This window comes from Microbacterium sp. HD4P20, assembly GCF_019449275.2.
GTDB lineage: Bacteria > Actinomycetota > Actinomycetes > Actinomycetales > Microbacteriaceae > Microbacterium.
This window is the reverse complement of sequence record NZ_JAHZQZ020000012.1, coordinates 434888-451926: the sequence shown is the minus strand read 5'-3', so window position 1 is coordinate 451926 and position 17039 is coordinate 434888. Positions and strand designations below refer to the sequence as shown.

Annotated in this window: 16 protein-coding genes; 6 read left to right on the top strand and 10 right to left on the bottom strand. The window is 70.1% G+C overall.

The features are described 5' to 3' along the window. Positions 1-62: 62 nt before the first annotated feature. Complete coding sequence (locus tag K0817_RS07120; RefSeq protein ID WP_219980673.1) at positions 63-1262, top strand: pyridoxal phosphate-dependent aminotransferase; 1200 nt, start codon at positions 63-65, stop codon at positions 1260-1262. 7 nt (positions 1263-1269) lie between these two features. Here K0817_RS07120 and K0817_RS07115 read toward each other — a convergent pair whose 3' ends face one another. The 3 genes from K0817_RS07115 to K0817_RS07105 all read right to left on the bottom strand — a co-directional run bounded on the left by K0817_RS07115 (position 1270) and on the right by K0817_RS07105 (position 5056). After that, positions 1270-2724 carry an aldehyde dehydrogenase gene (locus tag K0817_RS07115; RefSeq protein WP_219980672.1) on the bottom strand — a complete coding sequence of 485 codons (1455 nt, stop codon included), beginning with the start codon at positions 2722-2724 and terminating at the stop codon, positions 1270-1272. Positions 2725-2762: 38 nt separating this feature from the next. After that, on the bottom strand, positions 2763-4121 hold the full coding sequence (locus tag K0817_RS07110; protein ID WP_219980671.1) for a phenylacetate--CoA ligase family protein: 1359 nt from the start codon (positions 4119-4121) through the stop codon (positions 2763-2765). A gap of 149 nt (positions 4122-4270) precedes the next feature. Next, positions 4271-5056 (bottom strand): IclR family transcriptional regulator, encoded by a 786-nt coding sequence (locus K0817_RS07105; RefSeq protein ID WP_219980670.1) that lies wholly within the window; start codon positions 5054-5056, stop codon positions 4271-4273. A gap of 190 nt (positions 5057-5246) precedes the next feature. On the opposite strand from K0817_RS07105, the gene K0817_RS07100 reads away from it, so the two are divergent. From K0817_RS07100 to mftD, 5 genes are all read left to right on the top strand, one after another. After that, positions 5247-5537, top strand: coding sequence for a putative quinol monooxygenase (locus K0817_RS07100; RefSeq protein WP_219980669.1), 291 nt, complete (start codon positions 5247-5249; stop codon positions 5535-5537). 100 nt (positions 5538-5637) lie between these two features. Beyond that, entirely contained in the window at positions 5638-5748 is a 111-nt protein-coding gene (mftA, locus tag K0817_RS07095) for a mycofactocin precursor MftA (RefSeq protein WP_219980668.1), read from the top strand. Positions 5749-5755: 7 nt separating this feature from the next. Beyond that, positions 5756-6028, top strand: coding sequence for a mycofactocin biosynthesis chaperone MftB (mftB, locus tag K0817_RS07090; RefSeq protein ID WP_219980667.1), 273 nt, complete (start codon positions 5756-5758; stop codon positions 6026-6028). Next, the gene (mftC, locus tag K0817_RS07085; RefSeq protein WP_219980666.1) at positions 6025-7320 is read left to right on the top strand and encodes a mycofactocin radical SAM maturase; all 1296 of its coding nucleotides are present in this window, start codon (positions 6025-6027) and stop codon (positions 7318-7320) included. The genes mftB and mftC overlap by 4 nt, the downstream gene beginning before the upstream one ends. A gap of 1 nt (position 7321) precedes the next feature. Beyond that, complete coding sequence (mftD, locus tag K0817_RS07080) at positions 7322-8560, top strand: pre-mycofactocin synthase MftD (RefSeq protein WP_219980665.1); 1239 nt, start codon at positions 7322-7324, stop codon at positions 8558-8560. Positions 8561-8610: 50 nt separating this feature from the next. On the opposite strand, the gene K0817_RS07075 is transcribed toward mftD, so the two are convergent. The 7 genes from K0817_RS07075 to K0817_RS07045 form a co-directional block, all read right to left on the bottom strand. After that, positions 8611-9735 (bottom strand): ABC transporter ATP-binding protein, encoded by a 1125-nt coding sequence (locus K0817_RS07075; protein WP_219980664.1) that lies wholly within the window; start codon positions 9733-9735, stop codon positions 8611-8613. Beyond that, positions 9732-10913, bottom strand: a complete 1182-nt coding sequence (locus K0817_RS07070; RefSeq protein WP_219980663.1) for an ABC transporter ATP-binding protein — start codon at positions 10911-10913, stop codon at positions 9732-9734. Before K0817_RS07070 ends, K0817_RS07075 begins: the two co-directional genes overlap by 4 nt. Continuing rightward, positions 10910-11797: an ABC transporter permease gene (locus tag K0817_RS07065; RefSeq protein ID WP_219980662.1), complete on the bottom strand. Its 888-nt coding sequence runs from the start codon at positions 11795-11797 to the stop codon at positions 10910-10912. Before K0817_RS07065 ends, K0817_RS07070 begins: the two co-directional genes overlap by 4 nt. Then, on the bottom strand, positions 11784-12815 hold the full coding sequence (locus K0817_RS07060) for an ABC transporter permease (protein ID WP_219980661.1): 1032 nt from the start codon (positions 12813-12815) through the stop codon (positions 11784-11786). The genes K0817_RS07065 and K0817_RS07060 overlap by 14 nt, the downstream gene beginning before the upstream one ends. Next, positions 12812-14596 carry an ABC transporter substrate-binding protein gene (locus K0817_RS07055; protein ID WP_219980660.1) on the bottom strand — a complete coding sequence of 595 codons (1785 nt, stop codon included), beginning with the start codon at positions 14594-14596 and terminating at the stop codon, positions 12812-12814. Before K0817_RS07055 ends, K0817_RS07060 begins: the two co-directional genes overlap by 4 nt. 235 nt (positions 14597-14831) lie before the next feature. After that, positions 14832-15881: an amidohydrolase family protein gene (locus K0817_RS07050; RefSeq protein WP_219980659.1), complete on the bottom strand. Its 1050-nt coding sequence runs from the start codon at positions 15879-15881 to the stop codon at positions 14832-14834. A gap of 16 nt (positions 15882-15897) precedes the next feature. Next, positions 15898-17004, bottom strand: coding sequence for a zinc-binding dehydrogenase (locus tag K0817_RS07045; protein ID WP_219980658.1), 1107 nt, complete (start codon positions 17002-17004; stop codon positions 15898-15900). Positions 17005-17039: the final 35 nt, after the last annotated feature.

Below are 17039 nucleotides of genomic sequence, written 5' to 3'. Positions count from 1 at the left end.
GGTACCACCCGCTTCGGATCGGCATGCTCGCCGCACGACACACCCGGACTACGCTCGAAGGCGTGACCGAACGCGCACCGCTCTCTCGCAAATTGTCCGCTATCGCGGAGTCGGCGACCCTGAAGGTCGACGCCAAGGCCAAGGGCCTGCAGGCCGCCGGCCGTCCCGTCATCTCGTATGCGGCGGGCGAGCCCGACTTCGCGACGCCGTCGTTCATCGTCGATGCGGCCGCCGCGGCTCTGCGCGATCCCGCGAACTTCCGCTACACGCCCGCCGCCGGCCTGCCCGTGCTGCGTGAGGCGATCGCGGCCAAGACCCTCCGCGACTCGGGCCTCGAGGTCGACCCGTCGCAGATCATCGTCACCAACGGCGGCAAGCAGGCCGTCTACCAGGCCTTTCAGACGGTCGTGAACCCGGGCGACGAGGTGCTGCTGCCGGCGCCGTACTGGACGACCTATCCCGAGGCGATCGCGCTGGCCGACGGCATCCCCGTCGAGGTGTTCGCCGGGGCCGACCAGGACTACAAGGTGACCGTCGACCAGCTCGAGGCGGCGCGCACCGACAAGACGACCGCGCTCGTGTTCGTGTCGCCGTCGAACCCCACCGGCTCGGTGTACACCGCTGAAGAGACGCGCGCGATCGGCGAGTGGGCGCTCGCGCACGGCATCTGGATCATTTCGGACGAGATCTACCAGAACCTCGTCTACGAGGGCACGCGTGCCGTCTCGATCGTGGAGGCGGTGCCGGATGCCGCGGCCCAGACCATCCTCGTGAACGGCGTCGCGAAGACCTACGCCATGACCGGGTGGCGCCTGGGCTGGATGGTCGGCCCGAAGGACGCGATCAAGATCGCCGGCAACCTGCAGTCGCACCTGTGCTCGAACGTCAACAACATCGCACAGCGCGCGGCGGTGGCCGCCCTCACCGGCCCGCAGGATGAGGTCCAACAGATGCGGCAGGCCTTCGACCGCCGTCGCCGCGTGATCGTGGACGAACTGGCGAAGATCGACGGCGTCGCCGTGCCGACCCCGCTCGGCGCGTTCTACGCCTACCCCGACGTGCGGGGCCTGCTCGGCAGGGAATGGGCGGGGGTCACGCCGACGACGTCGCTCGAGCTCGCCGACCTCATCCTCGAGAAGGCCGAGGTGGCCGTCGTGCCCGGCGAGGCTTTCGGCCCGTCGGGTTATCTGCGCCTGTCTTACGCCCTCGGCGACGACGCCCTGCTCGAGGGCGTCCAGCGCCTGCAGCGCCTGTTCTCCTGACGGCCCGTCAGCGGTAGACGGCCTTGATCTTCACGTAGTTCGTGAGCGCCTCGGGGCCGTGCTCCCTGCCGAGCCCGGACGCCCGATAGCCGCCGAAAGGCGAGCCGATGTCGGGCCGGTAGCCATTGATGCCGATCGTCCCGGTCTCGATCCGCCGCGCGATCGCGAGCGCCCGCTCGTCGTCGCCGCTGAACACGGCGCCGCCCAGGCCATAGACGGTGTCGTTGGCCAGATCGACCGCCTCCTGGTCGGAGTCGTAACCCGAGACGGTCACGACAGGCCCGAAGACCTCCTCCTGCGCGAGCGGGTCGCGCGGGTCGACGCCTGTGACGACCGTCGGCTCGTAGAAGTAGCCCTCGAGGCCGGGCGCATCGCGCCCGCCGGTCACGATCCGGGCACCTGCGGCCGCTCCCGCGTCGACGAGTGAGCGCACGCGCGAGCGGATCCGCTCCGAGACCAGCGGTCCCTGCTGCGTGGCCTCATCGAGCGGGTTGCCCAGCACGAGTCCGCGCGCGACCTCCGCGAGGCCCTCGGTGAACTCCGCCAGCCGAGCGCGGGGCACGAGCACGCGTGAGAGGAGGAAGCACGTCTGGCCGCTGTTCATGAACGACAGGCTCTGCAGCTGTGCGAGGGTGTGCGCGGCATCGGCGTCGTCGAGCACGACCGCCGCCGATTTGCCGCCCAGCTCGAGCGTGACGGGGATGAGCCGTTCGCCGCAGCGGGCGGCGATCGCCCTGCCGGCGGCGGTCGACCCGGTGAAGGCGATCTTGTCGACGCCCGGTTGCTCGACGAGGGCACGACCCGTGTCGCGCCCGCCCGTCACGATGTTGATGACGCCCGGCGGCATGCCGATGGCGTCGGCCGCATCGGCCACGGCCCGTGCATCCAGCGGGGTCTCACCGGCGGGCTTCACAACGACGGTGCAGCCGACCGCCAGGGCGGGGGCGAGCTTCGCCGAGAGCAGCGACTGCGGGTAGTTCCACGGCACGATGAGCCCGCACACGCCCACCGGTTCGTGCCGCACGACCGTGCTGCCGGGGAACGAGACGTTCTCGCGAATCTCTTCCGCCTCGAACCGGCGCACCTGATCGGCGTAGTAACGCAGGTGGGTCGCGGGCACCATCCCGCTCAGCACACGGGACATCCCGATCGGCTGACCGTTCTGGGCGGTGACCGTCGCCGCCGTCTCGGCGCCTCGTCTCTCGAGCTCGTCGGCGAGCAGCTCCAGCCACGTCGCTCGCTCGGCGGGGCTCAGGCGCGGCCACGGCCCGTGGTCGAACGCCGCGCGTGCGGCCCGCACCGCGGCGTCGATGTCGGCCGCCGACCCGTCAGGGACGCTGCCGACGAGACTGAGGTCGAAGGGGTTCCGCACGTCTAGCCGATCCGCGGCGGTGGACGGAATCCACTCGCCGCCGACGTAGATCGAGTCCGCACGCACGTCAGCGGCGATCGATGAGCTCATGGCATCCTCCTCATCCGACGACCGGCGCGCACAGGTCGTCACTCCCCGTCGACGTAGGTCAGGGCGTTCTTGTACTCCCCCACCGGGATCACGCCGATCGGCACGTGCTCGATCGCGACGCGGACCCGCAGCAGCTGACGGACGGCCTCTTCGGCGGCGGCGAGGGTCTCGGCCGCGCGCACCGCGTCGGCGTCTTCGCGCAACTCGACCTGCACCGGGATCGGCGCGTCGAAGCGCACCTGATCCGCCCGCTCCTTGCGGATGCGCATGGCGCCGGAGAGGTGCTCGGACGCGACGTCCAGCACGACGTCTCTGATGGCCGTCGGGTAGACGTTCATGGCCTTGTAGATGAGCATGTCGTCGGTGCGGCCCACGCACCGCACCGTCGGCGATGTGCGTCCGCACGCGCACTCGACGGCCGTGACGGTCAGCTGGTCGCGCGAGCGGAATCGCACGACGGCGGACGCCTCGCGCGAGAGTGTCGTGTAGACCGCCTCGCCCGTCGCGCCGGGCTCCCACGGTACGTGGACGAGCGTCTCAGGATCGACGAGCTCGACGAGGACGTCGGGCGCCGCGGTGAAGTGCATCCCCTGGCCGACATGGCACTCGGCCCACATGGCCGGAAGAACGTCGCCCAGGCCCATGAGCTCGCTCACCCGCGTGGCGCCCCACGCGTCCAGCATGCCCTGGCGGATGTGGGGGACCCCGGCACCGGGTTCGCCGCCCGCGATGATCGTGCGGACCGACAGCTCGGTCGCCGGGCGTCCGAGCTCGTCCTCGCAGCGCCGGGCGAAGTGGGTCACGAACGACGCCGTGCCGACGAGGACGTTCAGCTGCAGCCGCTCCAGCGACAGCGCCATGCGCGAACTGGTCTGGCCGCCGATCCACGCCAGAGCACCGCCGGCACCGCGGATGCCGTCGGCGTACGGCATGCCCCCCGCGACGATCGCCATCCCCGTCGTGTGCGCGACACGCGAACCCGCCGCGACGCCGGCGGTTCGATACGCGTTCGCGATGCGCGACGTCCAGCGTTCGAGGTCGTTCGGTGTGAGCCCGAAGAACACCGGAGTGCCGGTCGTGCCCGACGAGCTCGTGAACTGGATCAGCCGGTCGGTCTCGACCAACTGAAAATCGCCGAGTGGCCGGCCCGGCCTCTGCTCGGCCTGGGCTGCGCGCAGGTCCTCCTTCGTGGTCATCCGCACGTCGGAGAGGTCCGTCAGTGCGCTGACGGACGCCGGCGCGTCGCGCAGACGCGCGCGCCAGACGTCGTGAGTCCGCAGGCGAGCCAACAGATCGGTGAACGCGTCCAGCTGCGCCTGCTGGAGCCGATCCCACGGCAGCGTGTCGACCGCGGGGTCGAACAGCACCTCTGCGGGGGCGACGGTGGGAGTCGTCATCGGTGGGGAACCTCCTCGAGCGAGCGGCGCACGACGCCGAAGCCAGCGCCGCGCATCCCCACTATCCGCGGACGCGCGGCGCGCGGGGGCCCCACTTCCGCACCATGGAACGGTGGTTCGGATCGCCTTCGCCGCACTGCGAGCGCCTTTCAGTCGGATGCCGGAGGCGCGAGCGAACCGGTGACCTGTGACGCGGCAGCGCGCACCAGCTCGAGATAGTCCTCGAGGTGATGGTCCTTCAGATTCAGCACGATGCCCACCGCCGCGACGACACGCTCCTGGTGGTCGAACACCGGGGCGGCGACCGCGCCGGTGTTCTCGGTCACCTGCCGGGCGGTCATGGCTGCCTGCTGTTCGCGGATGCCCGCGAATCCGCGTCGCAGCTCGTCGGGGTCAGTCGTGGTGAAACGCGTGCGCGCCTCGAGCGGCTGCGCGAGGAAACCCGCCTGGACGTCGTCGTCAGCGTAGGCGAGCAGGACGCGTCCGGTCGCGGTCAGGTGCAGTGGCATCCGTCCGCCGATGCGGTTGGTGCTCACTCCGCCGTGCGCACTGCGCAGCGACTCGACGTAGACGGTGTCGAAGCCGTCACGGATCGACAGGTGCACGACGAGAACGCGAAGCATGCGGTGCAGGCGCAGGAGCGCCGGCAGCGCGCGCTCGCGCAGGCGGAGGGCGTCGCCCGACGCGGCCGCGAGTTCGAGCACCTTGGTACTCAGCTGATACCCGCCCGTCTCGGCGACCTCGACCGCACCCCAGTCCAGCAGCTCGTGGATCAGGCGGTGGGTGGTGGTCGTGCTCAGCCCGGCATGCCGGCTGATCTCGGCCATGCGCAGCGGGGACGGCCTGGTGCGGAAGACCTCCAGGACCGCCAGCACCCGCCCGGCGGCGGTGAGCCGCCCGTCGCGGGAGGCATCACCCGTGGCCGTCTCCGTCATGCACCCCGAGCCTCTCCCGCGCGCCGGCGCACCGTCGCGCCGGCCGGAACCGTACGTGAGCGACGATAACGCGCGCCGATCGGCAGCGACAAAGACTTCCGCCCCACGGAATGGGCCGCCGTCGGTCATGCCCTCTCGATAGCGTGGCCGCGATCCACGCAGCGCGCCGCACCGATCGCTCGGAGAACCCATGCACCTCATCGCCATCGTCGACTTCCACATCGCCGCGCACCGCGTCGACCGCGCTCGCGAGCTGTTCGGGCCGCTGCTCGACCAGACGCGCGCGTTCCCCGGCGCGGAGCGCATCGACTGGCTCGTCGACCGCGACGACCCGTGCGCGTGGACGCTGTACGAACGGTGGCGCAGCGCCGACGACGAGCAGGCGTACCGGAATTGGCGCGCGGCGGATGGCGCTGTGCCCGAACTCGCGCAGGTTCTGGACGCGCGACCCGGGCTGCGGCGCTTCGACGCGGCGGAGTGAGGCTTGTCGAGCGCGACTCTTCTAAATGGCACTGGATGCCAGTAATATCTCCCCACGCCGCGAAGACGCGGTGTCGCCGCTTCAGAGAGGAAGTAACCCGATGGACCGCACCACCGCATCCACGGCATCCGTCGCCCCCGAGGCCACCGAGATCGAGTCCGAGTCGCTGGTCGAAGAAGTCTCGATCGACGGCATGTGCGGCGTCTACTGAGGCGCCGATGTCCGACCTGACGCTTCACAGCACGCTGCGCGTGCACCCTCGCGTGTCGATCCGGCCGGAGCCGTTCGGCGCCCTGCTGTACCACTTCGGCACACGGCAGCTGTCGTTTCTGAAGTCACCTCAGCTGCTGGCAGTCGTCGAGGGCATCGACGACGCGACGGTCGGCGAGGCGCTGGCTGCCGCCGGCATCCCCGACGCCCAGTTCCCCGCCTACCTGCGCGCACTCGACACTCTGCGTGCTTCCGAGATGCTCGTGGAGAGTGCCGCATGACCCTCATCGCCCCGGCGCCGACGCCCGAGGGGCCCCGGCGCCTCACGCCGCCGGCCCGCCCCAAACGCCTCGTCGACCATTTCGAGACGGGCTTGAACTCGCCGATCTGCCTCACCTGGGAGCTGACCTATGCGTGCAACCTGTCGTGCGTGCACTGCCTCTCCGCCTCGGGCAGGCGCGATCCGCGCGAACTGACCACCGACGAGTGCAAAGCCGTCATCGACGAGCTCCAGCGCATGAAGGTTTTCTACGTCAACATCGGTGGCGGCGAGCCGACGGTCCGCTCGGACTTCTGGGAGATCGTCGACTACGCCACGAGCCACGACGTCGGGGTCAAGTTCTCGACGAACGGCGTGCGCATCACCGAAGAGATCGCGGCCAGGCTCGCCCTGAACGACTACGTCGACATCCAGATCTCGCTCGACGGCGCGACGGCGGAGGTGAACGACGCGATCCGCGGACCGGGATCGTTCGATCTCGCGATGCGCGCGCTCGAGCGGCTGTCGTCGGCGGGGATGACACGCCTCAAGCTGTCGGTCGTATGCACGCGCACCAACATCCCGCAGCTCGACGAATTCAAACAGATCGCCGACCGATTCGGCGCGCAGCTGCGCCTGACGCGACTGCGGCCGGCCGGCCGCGGGGCCGACGTGTGGAACGAACTGCACCCCACCCAGGATCAGCAGCGCGAACTGTACGACTGGCTGCTGCGCCATGGCGAGAACGTCCTCACCGGCGACTCCTTCTTCCACCTCTCGGCGCTGGGCGAAACGCTGCCGGGCCTGAACCTGTGCGGCGCGGGACGCGTGGTGTGCCTCATCGACCCGATCGGGGATGTCTACGCCTGCCCGTTCGCGATTCACGAGGAGTTCCTTGCGGGCTCGATCCGCACGGGCGGCTTCGGCGAGGTCTGGCGCGAGTCCGAGCTGTTCGCACGGCTGCGCGCACCCCAGTCGGGCGGAGCGTGCTCGAGCTGCCAGTTCTTCGACACGTGCAAAGGCGGGTGCATGGCGGCCAAGTTCTTCACGGGCCTGCCTCTGGACGGACCCGACCCGGAGTGCGTGCGCGGCTTCGGGGAGGATGCGCTGGCGCAGGCCGAGCACGCGCGGCCCAAGCCGAGCGTGGACCGCTCGCACCGCACCTCACCACCTCGTCCGCGCAACACCGGCGTGCGCGCGACCGGTTCGCGTGCCGTGCCGCTCACCCTCGAGCGCACCCGTCCGGCCGCACCGCCGGTGTCGGCGTGCAACACGAGTCCGGTCGCGGGCTTCGCAAGACGAGAGCGGGGCTGACATGGCCAGGAACGCCTGGTTCGAGACCGTGGCAGAGGCCCAGCGGCGAGCGAAGAGGCGACTGCCGGCGTCGGTCTACGGCGCATTGCTCGCGGGATCCGAGAAGGGCGTCACCTACGCCGACAACATGGCCGCCTTCAGCGAGCTCGGGATGTCGCCGCACGTGGCCGATCTGCCCGCCGAGCGCGATCTGTCGACGACGGTGCTCGGGACCGACCTCTCTTTCCCGGTGATCATCAGCCCGACCGGCGTACAGGCGGTGCACCCCGACGGCGAGGTCGCCGTGGCACGCGCGGCCGCCGCCCGCGGCATCGCGATGTCGCTCAGCTCGTTCGCGAGCAAGCCCGTCGAAGAGGTGGCCGCGGCCGGTGCGCCACTGCACTACCAGGTGTACTGGCAGGGCAGCCGCGACACCATCGCCGCGCGGCTCGAGCGGGCACGGGCGGCCGGCGCGCGAGCGATCATCGTGACGCTCGACTGGTCGTTCTCCAACGGTCGCGACTGGGGAAGCCCGCGGATCCCCGAGCGCATCACACTGAAGACGATGGTGGAGTACGTGCCGGCGGCGATCACCCGGCCCGGCTGGGCGTACCGCTTCGTGCGACAGGGCATCCCCGACCTCTCCGCGCCGAACCTCGTCGTCGGCGACGAGCCCGCGCCGACCTTCTTCGGCGCGTACGGCGAGTGGATGGGCACTCCCCCGCCGACCTGGGATGACCTGGCATGGCTGCGGGCGCAGTGGGCCGGTCCGATGATGCTCAAGGGCATCACCCGGCTGGACGACGCACGGCGCGCGGTGGACGTCGGCATGAGCGCGATCTCGGTCTCGAACCACGGGGGCAACAACCTCGATTCGACGCCGGCGTCGATCCGGCTGCTTCCCGACATCGTGGACGCCGTGGGCTCGCAGGTCGAGGTGCTGCTGGACGGCGGCATCCGTCGTGGCGGCGACGTCGCGAAAGCACTCGCGCTGGGCGCGAAGGCGGTGCTGATCGGGCGCGCCTACCTGTGGGGGCTCGCAGCCAACGGGCAGGCGGGCGTCGAGAACGTCCTGGACATCCTCCGCTCCGGCCTGGACTCGGCGCTCTACGGGCTGGGGCGATCGAGCGTGCACGAGCTGCGGCGCGAGGATCTGTGGATCCCGCCGGACTTCCGTCGGCGCCTGGGCGACGTGACAGGCGACAGCGCGAGCGCAGCCGCCGTGTCGGAGCGAGAGCTCGCCGGCAGCGCGCCGCACTGACAGCGCAAGAGAGGAGAGGGGATGCCGCGGCATCCCCTCTCCTCTCTCGTTCAGCGCGTGGCGACCGGCGCCGCCACGGCGTCGGACTCGGCGCGCGGCGTGCGGCGGATCGTCGAGCGCAGCGCTTCTTCGGACGAGACCACGGGCGCCTCGAGCGGGAAATGGCACGCCGCGAAGTGCCCGGGATCGTGCTCGATGAGAGCCGGAGCCTCGGCTGCGCACCGCTCCTGTGCCCGCGGACACCGCGTGCGGAAGCGGCAGCCGCTCGGCGGCGCGAGCGGCGACGGCGGCTCGCCGGTGAGCGGCACCGGCCGGCGGGCGATGCCGGTCTCGGGATCGAGGCCGGGTATCGAGTCGAGCAGCGCCTTGGTGTAAGGATGCCGCGGAGCCTGGTAGACCGCATCGGCGGGGCCGATCTCGGCGAGCTGGCCGAGATGCATGACCGCCACCTGGTCGCTGATCTGGCGGACGGTCGCAAGATCATGCGCGATGAACAGGTACGACAGCCCCAGCTCTGCCCGCAGCTTCTCGAAGAGATTGAGCACCTGCGCCTGGATCAGCACGTCCAGCGACGAGATCGCCTCGTCGCAGATGATGAGGGCGGGATTGAGAGCGATGGCGCGGGCGATCGCGACACGCTGCGCCTGGCCGCCGGAGAGCTCGAGCGGTCGCCTTCTCAGGTAGACGTCGGGTTCGAGTCCCACCAGGTCGAGCAGCTCGCGCACGCGGGCGCGGCGCGCCTCGCGTGACATCGAGGTGTGCCCGAGGAGCGGCTCGGCCACGACGTCCTCCACACGCCAGCGGGGATTGAGCGATCCGAACGGGTCCTGATAGACCATCTGGATCTGCGCGTGCGCGCGGCGCAGGTCGCGCTTGCCGATGCCGACGATGTCTCGGCCTCGGAAGTACACCTCTCCCGACTTCGGCTTCTCGACCTGGATGATCGCGCGGGCGAGTGTCGACTTGCCCGACCCCGTCTCGCCCACGATCCCCAGTGTCTGTCCGACGCCGAGCTCGAACGAGATGTCGGACACGGCGTGCACCACGCCCGCCTTGACACCGCCCGGCCCTCGGCTGATGTACTCCTGGACGAGGTGGCGCACCGACAGCAGCACATCGCCTGACTGGGGCGTCGCGATCGCGGTCTCGGGGGTCGCGGTCTGTGCGGCGCTCATGCCTGCTCCCTCGCGGTCGGAACGCGGTCTTCGCTGGGGATGACCCCTGCCGTGAGCAGGGTCGGCGGCGGGGCGATGTGGCCCTCGGTGCGCAGCTGCTCGGCGTCGTCCAGTTCGGCGTCCTCGGCCGGCACACCGTCGGCGGGCGTTTCGAGTTGCACGCCGGGCATCACGGGATGCCAGCACGCATACCGATGCCCCGGCTCGTGCTCGTCCAACGGGGGCCGGTCCGCGCACCGCGCCGTCGCGCGCGGGCACCGGGGCGCGAACGCGCAGCCCGGCGGCAGCGCCGACAGGTCGGGCGGGTGCCCGCCGATCACGGTGAGCATCGAATGCGGAGGCGTTGTCAGCTGCGGGATCGCCCCCAGCAGCGCCTTGGTGTACGGCATCCGCACGTTGCGGAACAGCGTGTCGGTCGCGGCATACTCCACCGCCCGCCCGCCGTACATCACGAGCACTTCGTCGGCGTAGCTCGCCGCGAGGCCGAGATCGTGGCTGATCATGATGACGGCGGTGCCCAGCCGATCCTGCAGGTCGACCAGCAGCTCCATGATCTGCGCCTGCGTGGTGACATCCAGGGCGGTGGTCGCCTCGTCGGCGATCAGCACCTTCGGGTTGGACGCCAGCGCGATGGCGATCATCACGCGCTGCCTCATGCCGCCCGACAGCTGGTGCGGGTACTCGTGGTAGCGCCGCTCGGCGGCAGGCAGCCGCACCAGTTTGAGCAGCTCGACGGCCCGGGCGGCCGCCGCCTTGCGGTCGAGCGGGCTCTTCGTGCGGATCGCCTCGGTGATCTGCCCGCCGACGCTCATCGTCGGATTCAGCGAGCGCGCCGGGTCCTGGAACACCATCGCGATCTCGTCGCCCCGAATGCGCCGCATCTCTTTCTCGCCCATGCCCACCAGCTCGGTGCCGGCGAGCCGGGCGGAGCCGGCGACGAAGGCGCTCGGCGGCAGCAGGCCCATGAGAGCCCGCACGCTCACCGACTTGCCCGAGCCCGATTCGCCGATGATCGCGAGCATGCGTCCGGCCTGCAGCCGGTACGACAGTCCGTTGACCGCGTGGATGCGACGGCCGGCGCGGGAGAAGGTGACCCGTAGATCGTCGACCTCGAGGACCACGCCACGTTCGTCGGCCGTCGCCGTGGTGCCGTCATCCGTTCGCTCTGCCAGCTTCATCGCCCGCTCATCTCGTCTCGGACGTTCTCTCCGAGGAGATTGAACGCCAGCACGGTCACCAGCAGTGCGAGGCTCGGCCACAGCACCAGCAGCGGCGTCGCCGAGAGCGACTGCTGGCCCTCGTAGATCATGTTCCCCCAGCTGGGACTGGGCGCCGGGATGCCCATCCCGAGGAAGCTCAGCGCACCCTCGGTGACGATCACGATGCCCATGCCCAGCAGCGCGAAGTTGAGCATCTGCGGCGTGATGTTGGGCGCGATGTGGCGCAGCAGGATGCGCCACCATGGGCTGCCGCTGAGGCTCGCCGCCTGCACGAACGGCATGTTCACCACGCGGAGCGTCGCGGATCGCGCGATGCGGGCGACAGCGGGGATGCTGAACGCCAGCAGGGCCAGCACCGTATTGGGAAGGCTCGGCCCGAGCACCTGCGCGATCGCGATCGTCAGCACGAGCGAGGGGAAGGCGATGAGCACGTCGAGCCCCCGCATGATCCAGGTGTCGGCTCGACCGCCGAGGTATCCCGAGAGCGCCCCGACGAGCCCGCCGATCAGGAGGCCGATGACGTTCGTCGCGATCGCGACCGTGAGCGAAGCCCGCCCGCCGTAGATCAGCCTCGACAGGACGTCGTTGCCGTTGATGTCGGTGCCGAGCGGATGGCCGGGTGAGCCCGGCGGAAGGCTGCTCTCGAGCACGCTGCCGCCCACGGGGGCCGGCAGCGGCAGCACGTACGGGCCGAGGAAGCAGGTCAGCAGCAGCATCGCCACGAATCCCGCCGGCAGCCACACCATCAGCCGGCGGCGCCATCGAGCCCAGACGATGTTCCGGTCGACGACGTCGATCGGAGTGAGAGCGGCGGCGGTGGTCGCCGCGTCAGCGACTGCCATAGCGGATCCTCGGGTCGAGTACGGCGTACATCACGTCGACGAACAGGTTGGCGAACACGGCGACCGCCGCGAAGATGAACACGCAGGCCTGCACGACGGCGATGTCCTGCGAGCCGACGCCCTGCAGCATCATGACGCCCAGGCCCGGCATCGAGAAGATCTGCTCGATGATGACAGTCCCGCCGATGAGGCCGCCGACGTTGAGGCCCACGAGCGTGAGCAGCCCGAATGACGAGTTGCGGAACGCGTGCGACCACAGCACTTTCCACGGGCCGACGCCCTTCGCCCGTGCCGTCTCGACGTAGTCGGCCGAGTTCATCTGCTCGACGAGATCTCCGCGTAGGAAGCGAGCGTAGAAGCATGCGATCGGCAGCCCCAGGGCGAGCACGGGCAGCGTCACCGAGCGCAGATTGCCCAGGAGGTCCTCTTGGATGGGGACGTAGCCGATCGCCGGGAGCGCCCGCAGGCTCACGGCGAAGACCAGCACGAGCAGGAGCGCCATGACGTAGTTGGGCACGGCGAGCAGCGTCATCGAGATCACCATCACGACGCGGTCGAAGATCCCCCCGGGCCGACGTGCCGCCATGAGGGCGACGGGCACCGAGATCGCGAGCGAGAGGACGAAAGCGAATGCCACGAGCTCGACCGTCACCGGCATCCGCTCGTCGAGCATCGAGGCCACCGTCTGCCCGCTCACCGTCGAGCGGCCCAGGTCGCCGGTGACGAATCCGCCCAGCCAGGTCAGATAGCGCTCGACGGGCGGCCGGTCCAGTCCCAGCTGCTGACGGACGGCTTCGACCTCGGCCTCGGTCGCATCCATCCCGGCCATGTTGCGGGCGGGGTCGCCGGGCATCGCCTCCATCAGTGCGAAGGTGAGCACACTGACCGCCAGCAGGAGCGGGATCGCGATGAGCACCCGCCGCACCACCAGCCGCACCAGCGGCGAGCCGGCCATCCGGCCGAGAAGCCCGCGGGGCTTCTCGGCGCGGATGGACGTCGTCTCGACGGTCGCTGTCATTGGCCGCCCTCGACCCACACGCGGTCGTACAGCACGCCGCTGTTGACCGCGAGCGCGGGGATCGGGGTGGTCAGGCCGGGTCCGTGCACGCCCTTGCGCACGACCTGGGCGGGTGAGAAGGCCATGCCGAACGGAGCGTAGGCCTCATCCGAGATGTACTTCGCGACGGCGTCGTAGGCTTCCTTGCGCTCGGCCTCGTCGGTGGTAGCCACCGCCGCCTGCAGCAGGTCGTCGAGCTCGGTAGTGAGACCCTGCGCGAGGGCATCCGTCGCCGTCGCCGCACCTTCGGGCAGCGGCGTGCCACTGAACGGCGAGGTCGACCCGAACCGCACCGCCACCCCGATGCCGACTGAGGGATCCCACGCGCCGGCCGTCTGTAGCAGCGCCTGCCACTCGCCGGCGATGAAGCGGGTGATGACGTCGCCCAGCGGCTCGGAGCTGATCTCCACGTCGATGCCCGCCTCCTGCCACTGGGTCTGCAGGGCGGTGGTCACCGAGCGGGCGGTCACGATGTCCGTCGTGCCCAGCTGCACCGTCAGCCCGCCCATCTCGTCGACGAGCTCCTTGGCTTTCTCAGGGTCGTACTCGCGGTAGCCCTCGACGTCCGGGTTGTAGAAGAGCCCGCCCGAGGCGGTGAAGGACTGACTCATGTCGCCCTCGTCCTGGAAAAGGCCCTTGTTGATCGCGGCGAAGTCCGTCGCGTAGTAGATCGCCTCACGCGCACGCTTGTCGTCGAACGGGGCCGCTCTGGTGTTGAGCTGGATGACGTACGGCGAGGTCGGCGGCGAGAGCAGGACGTTGACGTCGGGGTTGCCCTGCGCCTGCTGGATGAGGGTGACGGCGCTCAGCCCTTCGACCACGTCTCCCTGCCCCGCCAGAAGTGTCTGGTATGCCACCTGGTCGCCGGCCACGGACTGGAAGGTGAGCGCGTCCAGGTACGGCAGGCCGTCCTTGAAGTACTCGGGGTTCTTGGTCAGCTCGAGTCGTTCGCTCAGCTTGTTGCTCTCGATGACGAACGGGCCGGCGGCGATCGGCGTCTGCTTGAAGGCCTCGGCCCCGAGCTCGGCGTAGGCGGTGGGCGACGCGATCAGATTCAGGCTCGAGGTCGGGAAGCCGTTCACCAGCGATCCATCGACCGTCGCCAGCTGCAGCTCGACCGTGAGGTCGTCGACCGCACGGATCGCGCCCAGCTGCTGCTGGACGGCCGCTCGGTCGACGTCGGCGGGAAGTGCCGCCCACAGGCTCGCCATGAACTCCTCGCTCAGCTGCGGTGCCGGCAACGTCTCGTCGAGGGCGATGCGGGGTGCGCCGGTACTACCCGAGTTGAAGGCGCGGATCCAGTTCCACACGACTGCTTCGGCGTCCAGCGGCGTGCCGTCCGAGAACGTGATGCCGTCGCGCAGGGTGACGGTGAGCGTCAGCTCGTCCTCGCTCCACGCGTAGCTCTCGGCCTGGTTCGGCTCGATGCGGGCGTTGCTGCCGTCCTCGTCGGCTTCGAGGGTGAACAGGCCGCCGAAGATGGCGGAGTTCTGCGGCAGGTTCGCTCCGGTGGTGTTGCTGGTGGCCGGGTCGAGGCCGGTGGCCCACCCGCCGGCGAAGCCGGCGTCCACCAGAACCGTGAGGTCGCCCCCGGCCTGCGGCTCGCCGCCCTCGACCGACCCACTGTCGGGATCGGCTCCGCCGGCGCCGCAGGCGGTCGCCCACAGGCTCACGCTCGCGACGACGGCGAGCACGCCGATCAGCCGCGCTGCTGACCGTGCGCCTTTCGCACTTCTGTTCATGTGATGCTCCCTGGTCGTGGACCGGTATGCGGCCCGGAGTCTTGGGCTGCCGTGGCCGCTGTGCCCTCGGGCGGACCGGACTTGGTGGGAGTCTTCCCGACGGGGTGGATGCGATCCATGCGACTTCCACCCGACGAAAGGGACCCCCGAGCCGGGGGTACAGACGGCCGCGCGCGCCCTGTCGCCGGGCACGCCGAAGCGCCCCGGCGCGCGTGGCGTCGGGGCGCTCCAAGGCTCACTCGGCCGCGGCGCCCGCCGCCGAACCTGCGACGACGGGCTCGACGCCGATATCGTCCCGGCCGAGCCAGCGGAAGGCGTTGCGGTGGCTGATGTCGGCCCAGTCCTGGTCGTCCAGCTGCATCTCGCGCAGCGTCTTCGCGCCCGGCTCTTCGCGGAGCATCGCCGGGAAGTCGGACCCCACCAGCAGGCGGTCCGCCCCCAGCAGGTCGATGAGGTAGCGGATGGTGCGCCTGTCGAAGACCATCGCGTCGTAGTAGAACCGCCGCGCGTACTCCATCGGCGAGGGCCCGTCGTCGGGCATGACGGCGCGCTCCGGATTGGGCGGCTCCTCGTTCCATGAGCCGCCCCAGAAGTAGTTGGCGCGGGGCAGCATCATGGCAAGGCCCCCCGCCGCATGGCTGAACGAGATGCGCAGGTCGGGGCACGCCGCCGCGGTGCCGCCGAGGATGAGGGATGCCGCGGCGAACATCCCCTCGATACCGACGACATACGTCCCCATCGCCGACTTCGGAAGCCGGTCCATCGGCGAGGGCATGGCATGCACGAAGACCGGAAAGTCCAGGCGCTGCGCCTCCTGGAAGAACGGCAGGAACTTCTCGTCGCCGATCGAGCTGCCCATGATGTTCGAGGCGATCTCGACGCCGGCGAGTCCCTGCTCCTTCATCGCCGCGAGCTCGGCGGTTGCGGAATCAGGGTCCTGCATCGGCACCATGCCGAGCGCGACGATGCGTTCCGGCGCGTGGGCGCTCAGCTCGGCCGCGAAGTCGTTGACGTGACGCGCGAGCGAGAGCCCATCCACTGCGGGGAGGTCGTACCGCAGCAGGGGCGGCATGGGGCTGACGACCTCGGCGTCGATGTCGGAGGCATCCATCGCCTCGACGCGGCGCTCGGCTTCGAAGAACACCTCCTTCGCGGGGAACCGCATCTGGCCGAAGACCAGCAGGCGGTCGGTCGAGCCGTCGATGGGCTCCATGTGGGGGAAGCAGGACGGGGCATCGGCGGGATAGTCCTTGGGAAGCAGATGCGCGTGGGCGTCGACGATCACGATGGGCGTCCTCCGGTCAGGCGAAGCTCGGATGCACCGAGACGTGGATGGCGGTCTTGTCGTCGGTCTCGCCCGCGAGCGTCTCGATCGCGACACCCACCTGGTCGAGCCCGAAGGTGTGCGTGTGCAGCTTCTCCAGCGGGAAACGCCCCGACTCCAGCAGTGCGATGGCCTTCTTATTGGCGGTCGAGTCGACGCCGAAGGCGCCCTTGATGGTGAGAGCCCGATTGATGATGAGGTCGGTCGTGATGGGGATCTCGCGGTGCCCCTTTAGTCCTGCGAGCACGACCCGGCCACCATGGCGGGTCGCGAGCATGGCATCGGTGATGGGCTTGGCCGCCATCGGCGTCACCTCGAGCGCGACGTCGACGCCGCGGCCATCGGTGAGATCGTGTACCGCCGCCACGACATCCACGGGATCGTCGCCATCGACGACGAACGTGTGGTCCGCCCCGAGTTCTCGCGCCGCGGCGAGTTTGTGCGCGTCGCTCTCCAGGCCCGTCACGAACACCTGGGAGGCGCCGGCGGCCTTCGCCGCGATGACGGCCGCGAGGCCCCGCTGCCCCGCGCCCAGCACGAGGAGCGAGTCCCCCAGGCCGACCTCGCCGAGATCGACCGCCCAGCGCACGCCCGCTCCGAGCGGGTTGTACATCGCGGCGATCTCCACCGGCAGCGTCTTGTCGATCTTGTGCAGCACCGTGTTGGGCGAGAGGTAGAGGTACTCGGCGAAACCTCCCCACAGGCTCGGCTCGACGTCGATGCCGGTGACGCCGTGCCCGTACTTGCGGAACCGGCAGGCCTGGTACCGGCCGCTGAGGCAGTCGTGGCACGCGCGACACGGCACGATGACCTCGAGGGCGACGCGGTCGCCGACCTCGACGCCCCAGCGCTCGGCGGCGCGATCGCCCAGCTCCTCGATGATCCCCATCGGCTCATGGCCTGGGATGAACGGGTCCCGGTTCGTGCCGATGTGACCGCGGTAGATCTCGATGTCGCTTCCGCAGATGCCGTTCGCCTCCACCCGGAGCAGGCCGTCGTCGGCGCCTACCTTCGGGCGCGCGAACTCACGCATCTCGATCGCTCGCGGTCCGGTCTGGACTGCGGCACGCACCATCTGGGTCATCTGCGACTCGCCTTCGTTGGGTGTTCGGCCGGCAT

Bases quoted from the DNA above. Each gene is read 5' to 3' on its own strand.
- K0817_RS07100 (WP_219980669.1), top strand. From the start codon at position 5,247: ATGCACCTCATCGCCATCGTCGACTTCCACATCGCCGCGCACCGCGTC.
- K0817_RS07110 (WP_219980671.1), bottom strand. From the start codon at position 4,121: ATGACGACTCCCACCGTCGCCCCCGCAGAGGTGCTGTTCGACCCCGCG.
- K0817_RS07065 (WP_219980662.1), bottom strand. From the start codon at position 11,797: ATGGCAGTCGCTGACGCGGCGACCACCGCCGCCGCTCTCACTCCGATC.
- K0817_RS07105 (WP_219980670.1), bottom strand. From the start codon at position 5,056: ATGACGGAGACGGCCACGGGTGATGCCTCCCGCGACGGGCGGCTCACC.
- mftB (WP_219980667.1), top strand. From the start codon at position 5,756: ATGTCCGACCTGACGCTTCACAGCACGCTGCGCGTGCACCCTCGCGTG.
- mftA (WP_219980668.1), top strand. From the start codon at position 5,638: ATGGACCGCACCACCGCATCCACGGCATCCGTCGCCCCCGAGGCCACC.
- K0817_RS07055 (WP_219980660.1), bottom strand. From the start codon at position 14,596: ATGAACAGAAGTGCGAAAGGCGCACGGTCAGCAGCGCGGCTGATCGGC.
- K0817_RS07045 (WP_219980658.1), bottom strand. From the start codon at position 17,004: ATGACCCAGATGGTGCGTGCCGCAGTCCAGACCGGACCGCGAGCGATC.
- K0817_RS07075 (WP_219980664.1), bottom strand. From the start codon at position 9,735: ATGAGCGCCGCACAGACCGCGACCCCCGAGACCGCGATCGCGACGCCC.
- K0817_RS07070 (WP_219980663.1), bottom strand. From the start codon at position 10,913: ATGAAGCTGGCAGAGCGAACGGATGACGGCACCACGGCGACGGCCGAC.
- K0817_RS07115 (WP_219980672.1), bottom strand. From the start codon at position 2,724: ATGAGCTCATCGATCGCCGCTGACGTGCGTGCGGACTCGATCTACGTC.
- K0817_RS07060 (WP_219980661.1), bottom strand. From the start codon at position 12,815: ATGACAGCGACCGTCGAGACGACGTCCATCCGCGCCGAGAAGCCCCGC.
- mftD (WP_219980665.1), top strand. From the start codon at position 7,322: ATGGCCAGGAACGCCTGGTTCGAGACCGTGGCAGAGGCCCAGCGGCGA.
- mftC (WP_219980666.1), top strand. From the start codon at position 6,025: ATGACCCTCATCGCCCCGGCGCCGACGCCCGAGGGGCCCCGGCGCCTC.